This is a genomic window from Streptococcus sp. 2_1_36FAA, assembly GCF_000161955.2.
Classification (GTDB): Bacteria; Bacillota; Bacilli; order Lactobacillales; family Streptococcaceae; genus Streptococcus; species Streptococcus gordonii.
In genome coordinates, this window is sequence record NZ_KI391974.1 from 227,465 (window position 1) to 241,289 (window position 13,825).

Consider the following 13,825-nt stretch of genomic DNA (forward strand, 5'->3'; position numbering starts at 1 on the left):
AGTTCCTCCTAGAACAATGAATGATAACGGTCATTAAGTGTTAAAGTATCTACCTCATCCTTAATAGAAAAGACCATGCCAATAAAAATCATAAACATACCAGGAATCATACCAAGCCTCATATAACGAATATCCAAGAGGATCAGAAGCATTGGAAGACCAGCCACCAAAACTAGGTAAAGCGCTCCGACAAAGGCAAAATAACCTACAATTTTGTGAATATAACGACGGGTTGCTTCACCAGGATACAAATCTTCAATATATTCCCCACTCCTTTGCATCCGCTCTGCAATTTGATCACTGTTAACATTAATAAAAGCAAAAGCCCAAGCCAGAATAAAAATAGTCAGCAGATAGAGAATCAACCAAGGTATTTCCCCCATCGCTAAGCTTAGAATCCATTCTTTCACCAGCCTATTATTTGGTTGAAAAAACAGAACTAGCATGAGGAAATACTGGGGAATGCTGACCAAAGTCATGGCATACATAATAGGAAGACCCCCAGCAGCATTCACTCGGATATCTAGATAGGAATACTTTTTAAAACGATTGTGTATGTTAATCTTATTGATAGGTATTCTATACTTGGCTCTCTCAACTAGAACAGCAAGATATAGAAAACAAAGACTAAAGAAGCCTATTAGAGCTAAAATAAGAGGAGAAATTTTGAGTTCTTGGATAGAAAGCCATATGTCCTGAGGAATATAGGAAATCATACTGACCATGACAATCATAATAGAACCCCCAAGTCCCATTGATGAATTAAGGTCAGTCAACCAAATAAGAAAATAAGTTCCTGCTATTAAGATCAAGGTATCCAGGAAGACAATCGTTCCTTGTCCAACTCCTGTCACTGTCTTCAAAGGCAAATTAAGAACTAAACCTAAGGATTGAATCAGAGCAATAGCTAAAGTCAACAACATTCGTCTCTTTTCTTGACTCTCCATAGAAAGTTTATTAAGTCCCAATCGTTTTGAAACGGTGAACATTTGCCAGATGAGGATAGACGACATCCAAGGGGCCAGTCCAATCGAAAAAAAAGATATACTCCTTAAGTTTCCACCCATCAAAGCAGCTGCATAATTTAGGGTTACTGAATCTCCATTTAGTTTAGCTATACTCGAGACATCAACAAATGGAAGAGTCAACTTACTTCCCAGAATATAAATAAATACGAAAAGTAAGGTCCAAAGAAACTTTTTGAGAATAAGCGGTTTAAAAAATGACTTCACTCTGACTCCTTATGATGATGGCTCGAGAATTTTAAAACAAGACTTCCATCACCGCATCAATTAATACTTTTTTACTGAAATAACCTTCCTTAAGCAGGTAAGAGAACTTTCTGACCCGCTCGACCATAGCCTGATACTCCTCGACAGTCAGATTTTCAACGATGTGACTGGCCTCTTCCAGACTGTCTACGACAAAGCCAAGACCACGCTCACGAATCAGCTCTGCATTGGACAGGTAAGAAGGGACGATGACCGGAATACCAGCTGCCAGATAGGTAGCAGACTTATGAGAGATATTGAGACCATAGTACTCCGGCTCGTCTGCTGGATTTTCCTCAACACCCCAGACTAGGCCTAGCCCCCCCTTGGACAGCTCCAAGAGCAGCTCGGGCCGGCTAACCCAGCCGCGATAGCTGACATTGGCCTCTGGATTTGACTCTTCCTCAAGCGAAAAAATCTCCAGTGGCGTAGCATAAGACCAATTGATCAGATGTGGAAAACGCTCCACACTTCCTGCGAAATACAGCTTAGGCGCAAACTGAGGCTGGTGCAGGGGCAAATCATAGGGATGATCCCACATGCGCTGGATCAAAATCTTGTCCACAGTCAGCCCCTCTGCCAGCAGCTTGTCCCGCATCTGCTCAGAAGGCACGATGACTACATCTGACTGATTGTACATATCGATGTACTCCGGCATCAGATAGTAGTTTGACGGGAACATCAGTGGCGGTACATCATGGATAAAGGTAATCAACTTGGCCTGCAAAATCTTGAGCTTGCTGATAAAGGCTTGATCAAACTCCCGACCATTCCAAGTGGGCGACTGATAGATAACCACATCTCCATAGCCAACACTAGCCATGATACCGTCCAGACGACGACTGAGCTCCGACTGGCTGTCGCTGTAAATATCGTAAAAATAAAAACTCAGTTCATTAAAGCCCAGTTGCTTGGCTAGCTTAGTCACATCATTCTGGGCAATCAAGGCCGTACTCTGGCCAGACATACCGTATAGATTGGTAATATTAACTTTCATATTCTTTTTCTAATCTTCATTCCTGAGCCAGATTGGCAACAATCTGACTGTCATAAGCTTGGTCGTCTCTAAACTCAATATCCTGATCAAAGTTGTGCTCAGCTGTATGCTTGTGCGATAGCTTGATCTTGTGACTAGCTCTCATCTGGAACCACTCATACTCTGAGTCAATATGTCCAATATCCAGCGCCCGGTAACCTTCCTGAACCAGATCATAGACTAAGACCTTGGCCGTCGGACCCAGCATGGTCAAAATCAGACGATTATCCACATGCTCTCGAACAGCCTGCTTGATGACCTCCAGCTTGCTGTAGGCATTGCGAGAAGGACAGATAATCCGCTTGATGGACCTAGCCCCGTCAAAGAGGTCATTGCCAACACCAGAGCGAGAAGTCAAGCCCTCTACGATCAAGAGGTCCTTGTCCTGCCACAGCTTCTTTAACTTTGCAAAATAGCCCGCAGACGGCGTTTTATCTTCCAGGTCGATATAAGGCCGAGAAATAAAAGTTGATCCATACCAAGTTGACCGGCAAATTTCTAGATAATCTGCCAAATGGTGCTGCAGATGAGCTTTCCAAAAATTCTGGGCATCAATGGAGTAGCGCTCTAGCCCTGTAAAGACATCGGGCAGACAGATCATCATATGCTCATCGGTTTTCATAGACATCATCTCTCTCAAGCGCGCTGACAGTTCTGGATCAAAATCCTGATAAGGGATACTGCGACCCGCAATCAAATCCATCTCCCCATCTCCAAAACGAACCACTGAAGCACCTTTCTCCAAGAGATAATCCAACGATTGGTCAATAGAGAGTACAGAGATCTGCCGCTCCTCAGGCTCAGCCAATCTAAGCTTCTCAATAGCCTGCACCATGACATCAGGATTATCGGTTGGAAAGACTTCCTGCCCCTGCTGGCCATGGACTGTACTATCAAAGGCAAAGACTGGCTTGCCAGCAGACTTAAAGCGAGCAATGATATCACCTACCTCATCACCGGCATTGATATCCAGCAGCAGCTGAGACTTGGCTTCCAGCGACTCCAAGAGAGCCGGAATGCGCGCAATATCTGAGCTGACGTTGACATTAGGATACTGGAGCAGACGCGTGATTGGCTCTGCTACCACTACCGGTGCCGCGATGTAGAAATGACAGGCAGGCAGTGCTTGAATCAGATAATTGATATGCATCAGGTCACAAGAGTAGGTGTAGACCAGGCAGGACAGGCTTGAGCCATCTTCCTCTTCCACCATCTTTTGAGTCAGGGCTCCGACTGGCTCCTGCATATCCGACCAATCCAGTCCCTGATAGAACCACCAGACTTCACGATAGATGGACTGGGTATACTCTTTCCAAGGCTTTCGCTCGGTCAGATAGTGAATCACAGGCGGATAGAGACCTTTTTCTGGCTCATAGTCCGAAAAGGTCGTGTGGAGCGTAATGCAGTTATAAGCAAAAGGCAGCTCCATCCAGCTGTTTTCAAAGAGCATATTGAGAATGCTTTGGTCACCCTGAGTAACTTTATCATGTAAGTTATCAGTCATCTCAATCAATTGACCCGCAATATCGTTTTCTCTCCAGTAGTTCACATTAATTAGTAAAACACCTGAATTAAAAATCTGCTCGCCAAAATATACTTCTCCACCCAGATCTCTTACCGCTCCAAGCGGATAGGAACCCAAATCAACTGCAAAAATTTCTGATAAATCACGTGTTACTACAATATCGCAATCCAAATAAAGGGCTTGATCTTCCTCTACAAAAATAGCCGTAAAATATCTCAAGAAAACTGAATAAAGAATATTTGTCTTATATTGACTAATATGACTGCCATCCAGCCGAGCATTGACGATCTGGCAGTCCAGCTTGGCCAGCTTTTTTTGCATGCTGACAAACCACTCTGTCGGAAAGTCACTATTGATGACATAAAACTTGATAAAGCGGTTGTGGCAGACGATGGACTTAATGGTGGTTAAAACTTGATTACATTCAGAAAAGCTGGCACAAATAACAACTGCTCGGTATTCATCATAGTTAGCTATACTTTTATTCTCTAACATATCCACTTAGCCACATACTCCTTATGAAAATAATCATTAACTTAATCTCAATCTAGAAGGTTATTTATAACTCTTTCACAACTGTAAAATCAAAGAATCATAGAGTTTTTAACAAAAATAGAAAGAGTTTTTAAATCTAGATTTTACTATATTTTTATGTCCATAATTACTTGCGATTTTCTTGATAATTACTTATCCAAATTTTAGTTGAATACATCAAGTACAAATACATCAAGCTATACTAGATATTATATAAAATATTGCTAGAAAAAGCTAGAATATCAAGGATTTTGATAGCAAAATCAAAACAGGAAGTTCAAAAACTTCCTGCTTTAATTAATGTTTAATCCTCTGACTCATTTTTCTTCCTTTTCTTAAACGCCAATCCCAAAGCTCCCAACCCTAAAGCCAAAATGGATGCTTTGCTTTCAGATTCACCTGTTCGAGGAAGTTGTCCTTTAGAAATCCTATCATGCATTGATTGACTTGCTGAAGAAGATTGACTCTCAGACAGGCTCTGGCTAAGCGATTGTGAGGCAGATAAACTTTCAGAAAGACTTAGTGAATACAATTCGCTTTCATATATATCATTTAGCTGGCTGTGTAGCACAGATGTACTAATACTCAATGATAGTGACTCACTAACAGACATTGATTCGCTAACACTTACTGATGCATTCGTCGAAGCTGATTCACTCGCAGATACAGACGCACTCGTCGAAGCTGACTCGCTTGCAGAAACAGACGCACTCGTTAAGGCCGATTCACTCGCAGAAACTGAAGCGCTCGTGGACGCTGATTCACTAGCTGATACTGAGGCACTCGTGGAGGCGGACTCACTTGCACTTACTGAAGCGCTCGTGGAGGCCGATTCGCTCGCACTTACTGACGCACTCATTGACGCAGACTCACTCGCACTTACCGATGCACTGGTGGACGCGGACGTACTTGCTGAAACAGACGCACTCGTGGACTCTGATTCGCTCGCACTTACTGAAGCGCTCGTGGACGCTGATTCGCTCGCACTTACTGAGGCACTCGTCGAAGCGGACGTACTTGCTGAAACAGACGCACTCGTTGAAGCGGACTCACTAGCACCTACAGACGCACTCGTGGAGGCCGATTCACTCGCACTTACTGAAGCGCTTGTGGAAGCTGATTCGCTTGCTGATACTGAGGCACTCGTTGATGCGGACTCGCTTGCAGATACAGAGGCACTCGTGGAGGCTGATTCGCTCGCACTTACTGATGCGCTCGTTGAAGCGGATTCGCTGGCACTTACTGAGGCACTGGTCGATGCGGACTCACTTGCAGATACAGATGCGCTCGTGGATGCGGATTCGCTTGCAGATACTGACGTACTCGTGGACGCGGACTCACTCGCACTAACAGACGCACTCGTGGAGGCCGATTCGCTCGCACTTACTGAGGCGCTGGTTGAGGCCGATTCGCTCGCACTTACTGACGCACTCGTCGAAGCGGACTCGCTCGCACTTACAGATGCACTCATTGAGGCTGATTCACTGGCAGATACTGAAGTGCTGGTTGACGCGGATTCGCTCGCTGAAACAGACGCACTCGTGGAAGCCGATTCGCTTGCTGATACAGATGCACTGGTTGAGGCTGACTCGCTTGCCGATACAGATGCACTGGTTGAAGCTGACTCGCTTGCCGATACAGATGCACTCGTGGAAGCGGACTCACTCGCAGATACAGATGCACTCGTGGAAGCGGACTCGCTTGCAGATACAGATTCGCTCGTTGAAGCGGATTCGCTGGCACTTACTGAGGCACTCGTTGAAGCGGACTCGCTTGCCGATACAGATGCACTCGTGGAGGCCGATTCGCTCGCACTTACTGAAGCGCTTGTCGACGCGGACGTACTTGCTGAAACAGACGCACTCGTGGAAGCCGATTCGCTAGCACTTACTGAGGCACTGGTTGACGCGGACGTACTTGCTGAAAAAGATGCGCTCGTGGAGGCTGACTCGCTTGCACTTACTGATGCACTCGTGGAAGCTGATTCACTCGCAGAAACTGAAGCGCTCGTCGATGCGGACTCACTCGCGCTGACAGACGCGCTCGTTGAGGCTGATTCGCTCGCACTTACTGAAGCACTTATTGATGCGGATTCGCTAGCACTTACTGACGCACTCGTGGACGCGGACGTACTTGCTGAAACAGATGCGCTCGTCGACGCGGATTCGCTGGCTGATACAGATGCACTCGTTGAGGCTGACTCGCTTGCCGATACAGATGCACTGGTTGAGGTGGACTCACTCGCACTTACAGACGCACTCGTGGAGGCCGATTCGCTCGCACTTACTGAAGCGCTTGTGGACGAGGACGTACTTGCTGAAACAGATGCGCTCGTCGAAGCGGATTCGCTTGCAGATACAGATGCACTCGTCGAAGCGGACTCGCTTGCAGAAACTGACGCACTGGTTGAGGCTGATTCGCTCGCACTTACAGATGCACTCGTGGAAGCTGATTCGCTCGCGCTTACTGTGGCACTCGTGGAAGCGGACGTACTTGCTGAAACAGACGCACTGGTTGAGGCTGACTCGCTTGCCGATACAGATGCACTCGTAGACGCGGACTCACTCGCACTTACAGATGCACTCGTGGAAGCGGACTCACTCGCACTTACTGATGCACTCGTCGAAGCTGATTCGCTCGCGCTTACTGAGGCACTCGTTGAAGCGGACGTACTTGCTGAAACAGACGCACTTGTTGAGGCCGATTCGCTTGCAGAGGCTGATGCGCTCGTTGAGGCCGATTCACTCGCACTTACTGAGGCACTCGTTGACGCAGACTCACTAGCGCTTACAGACGCACTCGTGGAGGCGGACTCACTCGCACTTACTGAGGCACTGGTCGACGCGGACTCACTGGCACTTACAGATGCACTGGTCGACGCGGATTCGCTTGCAGATACAGATGCACTCGTGGAGGCCGATTCGCTCGCACTTACTGAAGCGCTTGTGGACGCGGACTCACTCGCACTGACAGACGCACTCGTGGAGGCTGACTCACTCGCACTTACTGATGCACTCGTCGAAGCTGATTCGCTCGCACTTACAGACGCGCTCGTTGAAGCTGATTCGCTTGCAGATACAGAGGCACTCGTGGAGGCCGATTCGCTCGCAGACACAGATGCACTGGTAGATGCGGACTCACTCGCAGATACAGAGGCACTCGTGGAGGCCGATTCACTTGCACTTACTGAAGCACTTGTGGACGCGGACGTACTTGCTGAAACAGATGCGCTCGTCGACGCGGATTCGCTCGCACTTACCGATGCGCTCGTGGAGGCCGATTCGCTGGCACTTGCTGAAGCGCTCGTAGATGCGGACTCACTCGCACTTACTGACGCACTCGTAGACGCGGATTCGCTCGCAGAAACTGAGGCGTTCGTAGATGCGGATTCGCTTGCACTTGCTGAAGCGCTTGTGGACGCAGACGTACTTGCAGATACAGATGCACTCGTGGAAGCGGACTCACTCGCACTTACTGATGCACTCGTCGAAGCTGATTCGCTCGCACTTACAGACGCGCTCGTTGAAGCTGATTCGCTTGCAGACACAGAGGCGCTCGTGGACGCGGATTCACTCGCACTTACTGAAGTGCTTGTGGACGCGGACTCACTCGCACTTACTGACGCACTCGTGGAGGCTGATTCGCTTGCACTTACCGATGCGCTCGTTGAAGCTGACTCGCTTGCCGATACAGATGCACTGGTTGACGCGGACTCACTCGCAGATACAGATGCACTCGTTGACGCTGATTCGCTCGCACTTACTGATGCACTGGTGGACGCGGACTCACTTGCAGACACAGATGCACTCGTGGAGGCCGATTCGCTCGCACTTACTGAAGCGCTTGTGGACGCGGACTCACTGCCACTTACCGAAGCGCTCGTCGACGCTGATTCGCTTGCACTTGCTGAAGCGCTTGTGGACGCAGACGTACTTGCAGATACAGATGCACTCGTGGAGGCAGACTCACTTGCAGAAACTGAAGCGCTCGTTGAGGCCGATTCGCTTGCACTTACTGACGCGCTCGTGGACGCGGACGTACTTGCAGATACAGATGCACTCGTTGACGCTGACTCACTCGCAGATACAGACGCACTCGTGGAGGCTGATTCGCTTGCACTTACCGATGCGCTCGTTGAAGCTGACTCGCTTGCCGATACAGATGCACTGGTGGACGCGGACTCACTCGCAGATACAGATGCACTGGTGGACGCGGACTCACTTGCAGATACAGATGCACTCATGGAGGCCGATTCGCTCGCACTTACTGAAGCGCTTGTGGACGCGGACTCACTCGCACTGACAGATGCACTGGTGGACGCGGACGTACTTGCTGAAACAGATGCGCTCGTCGACGCGGATTCGCTGGCTGATACAGACGCACTCATGGAGGCCGATTCGCTCGCACTTACAGACGTACTCGTTGATGCGGACCCGCTTGCCGATACAGATGCACTGGTTGATGTGGACTCACTGGCAGAGACTGAGGCGCTAGTAGAGGCAGATGTACTTGCAGATACAGATGCGCTTGAGCTAATGGAATTTAATTTTGAGGTCACTAAACTTGCTGAAGCGCTCTCACTTTTGGAAAGAGAAACACTGATAGAATTGGAAGTGCTCTGAGATTTAGATATACTTCCAGCTCTTGTATCAATAAATTTACTTCCGTCAATAATGTCTTTTCTACCATCTCTATAAGTGATAGTCGTTGTACCATTGTTTGAGACAGTAATACCAGTGACGTAATTGGAATTTAGAACATCTTGAGCTCTTAAATCGGGATTGCTCTTCTTGACAGCTTCACGAACTAAATTTTTTTCTACTTCTGTTAATTGATTTGGATTATTGACAAATACGGTATTTTCGGGTGTCTTAATTCTAAATCGAATAATCAGTTTAAACTGACCATTTACCGATGTCTTGGCAACAGCAGCATTTCCCATTTCTGTTTGTGTTGCATTAACATTCCCTGCCGCATCCGTAGCTACAACATAACGAGTGTAATCACCAATTGTTGTGTCTATTGGAACATTACCAAAAATTCTAACTTTTAACTGATTCCCTACTTGAGTCACAGAATACTGCAACCATTCAGTACCTCTACCAGGTTGGTTATTATATAACCAGCGAACAACCGTTTTAGCCAAATCAAAAGCATTTGAATTATCTGTTACTGTCGCAAAATATTCAAATGACTCTCCACGGTAAACAGTAATTTCACTTGGAACATTAACAACTGGCCTTTCTGTATCCTTCTCAACAATCGTTGTGTTATATCCCGCTTTATCCCAACTGCCATTAGTCGTAGCAGCAACTTGACTAAACTCAAGTGGTAGATTTGTCTTGGTGATTTTTTTATCACTTGTTACTAAGCGGAGTCCAAGTTTGACTTCCCCACCGGTATCGTTTACTTGAGTAGTGATTCTGAGAACATTATTGTTAACAGATTCACCAGTATACAGATTCCAAGCGCCGCCTGAATTGTAGATTCCACCATTTGCAGCATTTTTACCGTTTATCGTTACTGTACGAGTTTCCTGATTACCACTGATAGATACTAGTGCGCCAAGATTAGACTTCACTTGTCTTGGTGTTAGGTTAATCGTCCAAGTCAAAAGTCTGCTAGTGTCATCAAAACTTGTTGTGACACTTTGAATCATGTCCCCTTTTACATCGTGATACTCAACGTTAGGAGCACTTTCAGTAACAGCTCGACGCGTTCTTCTCCGCCCTGTTTGACTAGAAGCTTCTGTCGACTGTTGGCTACTTTCGGATCTAGTACTCTCTGATGTAGAGGTGGTAGATCTCTGACTGGCTGAGACTGACTGAGAAGCACTAGCTGACGTACTTGTACTTGCACTCACAGAATCAGATGCACTTGAGGACACTGAAAGAGACTCAGACGCACTTGCAGATGCAGAGACTGACTGAGAAAGACTTATGCTATAGGATAATGACCCAGATACCGAAAATGACTCAGATACAGATATGCTAGTTGAAACAGAAGAGCTAGCTGAAGTGCTTTGACTTGCAGACAAAGTATCTGACAAGGATTCCACTGGATTGGCTTCTGTAGATGACAAAGTAGTTACAGCTTCTTCGCTTAAAACTGCTTCTCCACGAGTTGCTAAAACATCCCTCGTATCAATCACTTTTTCATGAGCCTGTTCTTCTTCAGCGTAAACAGAAGAGCTTGTAACAACCGCTCCACCAAGCACAGCTCCCGTCGCTATAATTCCTTTCAGGTAATTCAGTCCAGCCTTTTCTACAGACTGCTCCTCCACTACCTTCACTTCTGCGGAAGAAATATCAGCACCCTTCATTAATCTTAAAAGACCAAATTGAGATGTAGCCGCACGAAGCCAGTGTTTTCCAGACTTAATCAGTTTAAAACGCGTAACACGTTCAACTTCGTGGTATTGACCCTTTTGACGTTTAAAAAACATGTAATCCCCTCTACTTAATTTAATATCCCAAAAACTTAGTATTTAAAAAAGTATCGTATCTATAGTATCATATTTTCAGTGGAAACAACGGCTTTCTAAGTATTTTTTACAAGAAAAATTGATTATTTTTTACATCCTCAAATACTAAAAAAGACGAGTTTATAAACCGTCTTTAAATATGCATTTTTTATTGCTGATTCTTTCTATTCAAAGTATTTAAACTATGTTTGATATTTAAAATTATTTTCTAATTGTTTCACTAATTTTCTTAAATATTGGATAAAGGATAGGAACAGCTATAACTGTAGCCAAGCTTGAACCAAAAGTTCCAACTATCTTAACAAGAGCTAAATTTAAGGAAGCACCTAAAGTGAGGTTGCCGAGCATTCCAATCAAAGTGTATTTGAATAGATTTAATACTATTTTGGTCAAAGCAGCTGCAAAACCAACAATCACTAACCTTTCTCTATTCTCTGGCATTGCTTCATAAACAAAATGAACAACAAGAATAACAACTAATGCTTCCAAGATTGTAATCCAAACTACTGAAGCATAGCCGTTTAATATATCAAAGACTCCTAGACCAACAGTTGCAACCAAAGCACCTTTTCTTGCTCCGTAAATGAGAGTAGCCACCACAACCAGAGCATTTCCAAAATGAATAAATTGAGGACCAACAGGAATTCTGAAAAACTGAATACTAAGTGCAATTAGGGCCGAAAAAAGACTCAATTCCACTAGTTCACGGGTAGTTAGTTTATTATTTTTCATTAGAAACCTCCAATAATCTTTTAAATTCTATAAATAAATCTTCCAAATGGGGCTGGTAGTACACTCCATAACGAAGATCAAAGTGGCAATCCAGTGTCGTCGCTAGACTTTTCTCTATGAAGTTGATGAAAACCGGAAGACACTTTTGCAGGTCAATCCCCTGTACAAATGCAGCCGCTACCAAACCAGTCAGCATATCGCCCGTTCCGAAAAATTGTTGCTGAAATCTCTTACCTTTATACAGGCTAAAGTTGCCTTCTGCTTTATCGAAATAAGCTACACCTATCTGATCGTGACTCAGTGGAAGTCCGGTTAATATAATTTTCTTTGCTCCTAATTCGCTCAGACGCTGAGCAAGATCTTTTAAAAATTGCTCTGTCAAATCATTATCTTGATAAGGCAAATCAGCAAGAAAACAAGCTTCTGTTAAATTGGGCAGAATCAAAACTGCTTTTTGACAGAGAGTACGCATGCTAGAAATATAATGATCATCAAAGCCTTTGTATAGCTTACCATTGTCGGCCATAATGGGGTCTACAATCAAGGGGATGTTCTCACGCTCCAAAAAATCAATCAGAGACGCTATTTGCTGACTTGATTTAAGATAGCCAGTAACTAATGCAGAAAAACCGATCTCTAAGCTCTGCCATTGCTTTAAAAAAGCCTGCATTCCAACAGTGTAGTCATCAATGTAAACATTAGGAAAACCACCAGTGTGAGATGATAAAAGAACTGTGGGAAGAACAGAGACTTCCAACTGACATACGGCAAACAACGGCAGGGCTGCTGTCACAGCAACCTTCCCTAAGCCAGAAATATCACTAGCTAAAATAATTCTCTTTGGCTTTGTCATGATCATTCCATTCGTCCCTCTCCGTTTCTACTTTTTTATTGTAAAACACTTTAAAATAAGTTACAATATGGAAAAATCAAATCTGTATGGGGACAGTTGTGTGTTGAAGACTAAATATCAAGAAATTTTAGATCATCTGATTGAACAAATCAAAAATGGTCAGCTTAAAAAAGGAGATAAGCTTCCCTCTATTCGACTTTTGTCTAAAAGTTACCATTGTAGCAAGGATACCGTTCAAAAGGCCCTTCTAGATCTGAGTTATCAGAAGTACATCTATGCCGTTCCCAAAAGCGGTTATTATGTATTAGAGCAAGCTCAAGAAGAAAATAATGATCTAGAGCTTCCCTTAAGAAACGACCGCCATCAAGTCTATGAAGATTTTCGAATCTGTCTCAATGAAACATTAATTGGACGAGAAAATTACCTTTTTAACTACTACTCTCAACAAGAGGGACTAGAAGATTTGAGACAGTCTGTCAAAAATCTACTTCTAGAATCAGCTATATACCCAACTTTAGACAAGATAGCTTTGACATCTGGTACCCAGCAAGCACTCTATATCCTATCTCAAATAGACTTCCCTAATCATGGTGACACTATTTTAGTAGAACAACCAACCTATCACAGAATAAATGATTTTCTCAAGGCTCAAAATTTAAAATATAAGACCATAGAACGAAGTCCAAAAGGAATTGACTTACTGGAATTAGAAAATATCTTTCGTTCAGGAAACATCAAGTTTTTCTATACCATTCCTCGGTTTCACTATCCCTTAGGACACACTTACAGCCGTCAGGAAAAAGAAGAAATTCTCCGCCTAGCTAAGCTTTATCAGGTCTTTCTTATTGAGGATGATTACCTAGCTGATTTTGACAATAAGTCAGAACTAAGTTTTCATTATCTAGATGATAGCGACTCTGTTATTTATATCAAATCTTTTTCAACTAGTCTTTTCCCTGCACTTCGAATTACAGCTTTGCTATTGCCTGATAGCGTCAAGAAGCAATTTATCGCTTTCAAAAGCATTTTGGACTATGACAGCAATCTCATCATGCAAAAGGCTCTCTCTCTTTATATTGATAATCAAATGTTTCAAAAAAATAGACTAGCGCTACTGCGTTTACAGGAGGAAGAAAAAGAAAAGGCCCAACATTTACTTGAAAAAGCTGGTTTAGGGCTACCTTACCTACTGACACCGGGAGGTATTTTATTGGATCTAAAAACACTAACATCCATTAGCTCTCTAAAGCATAGTGGTCTTCCTCTTGATTTTTTTGAGTCTGCTTATATTGACCCTTGCCCCTATCGCTATGCTAAGATTCGATACCAAGACCTTGAAGCCTCTATAGACGGGCTGAAAAAATGTTTAAAAAAGGCTTAGGAAAATCCA

The 13,825-nt window shown here is 44.4% G+C and carries 6 protein-coding genes and 1 pseudogene; 1 reads left to right on the forward strand and 6 read right to left on the reverse strand.

Annotated elements, in window-relative coordinates:
- Positions 1 to 8: 8 nt before the first annotated feature.
- The 6 genes and pseudogenes from secY2 to HMPREF0847_RS03620 all read right to left on the reverse strand — a co-directional run bounded on the left by secY2 (position 9) and on the right by HMPREF0847_RS03620 (position 12,435).
- Positions 9 to 1,232 carry an accessory Sec system protein translocase subunit SecY2 gene (gene secY2, locus HMPREF0847_RS03595; RefSeq protein ID WP_008808836.1) on the reverse strand — a complete coding sequence of 408 codons (1,224 nt, stop codon included), beginning with the start codon at positions 1,230 to 1,232 and terminating at the stop codon, positions 9 to 11.
- A 31-nt stretch (positions 1,233 to 1,263) separates the two neighbouring features.
- Positions 1,264 to 2,268 carry a sugar transferase gene (locus HMPREF0847_RS03600; protein WP_008808837.1) on the reverse strand — a complete coding sequence of 335 codons (1,005 nt, stop codon included), beginning with the start codon at positions 2,266 to 2,268 and terminating at the stop codon, positions 1,264 to 1,266.
- 16 nt (positions 2,269 to 2,284) lie between these two features.
- A pseudogene (locus tag HMPREF0847_RS03605) lies at positions 2,285 to 4,291 on the reverse strand (SP_1767 family glycosyltransferase); the annotation flags it as partial.
- Positions 4,292 to 4,670: 379 nt separating this feature from the next.
- The gene (locus tag HMPREF0847_RS11025; RefSeq protein ID WP_084624300.1) at positions 4,671 to 10,811 is read right to left on the reverse strand and encodes an accessory Sec-dependent serine-rich glycoprotein adhesin; all 6,141 of its coding nucleotides are present in this window, start codon (positions 10,809 to 10,811) and stop codon (positions 4,671 to 4,673) included.
- A 240-nt stretch (positions 10,812 to 11,051) separates the two neighbouring features.
- Positions 11,052 to 11,582, reverse strand: a complete 531-nt coding sequence (locus HMPREF0847_RS03615) for an ECF transporter S component (RefSeq protein WP_008808841.1) — start codon at positions 11,580 to 11,582, stop codon at positions 11,052 to 11,054.
- Positions 11,572 to 12,435 (reverse strand): pyridoxamine kinase, encoded by an 864-nt coding sequence (locus HMPREF0847_RS03620; protein WP_008808842.1) that lies wholly within the window; start codon positions 12,433 to 12,435, stop codon positions 11,572 to 11,574. The genes HMPREF0847_RS03615 and HMPREF0847_RS03620 overlap by 11 nt, the downstream gene beginning before the upstream one ends.
- Before the next feature lie 55 nt (positions 12,436 to 12,490).
- On the opposite strand from HMPREF0847_RS03620, the gene HMPREF0847_RS03625 reads away from it, so the two are divergent.
- Complete coding sequence (locus tag HMPREF0847_RS03625) at positions 12,491 to 13,816, forward strand: aminotransferase-like domain-containing protein (RefSeq protein WP_037622367.1); 1,326 nt, start codon at positions 12,491 to 12,493, stop codon at positions 13,814 to 13,816.
- The last annotated feature ends 9 nt before the right edge of the window (positions 13,817 to 13,825 follow it).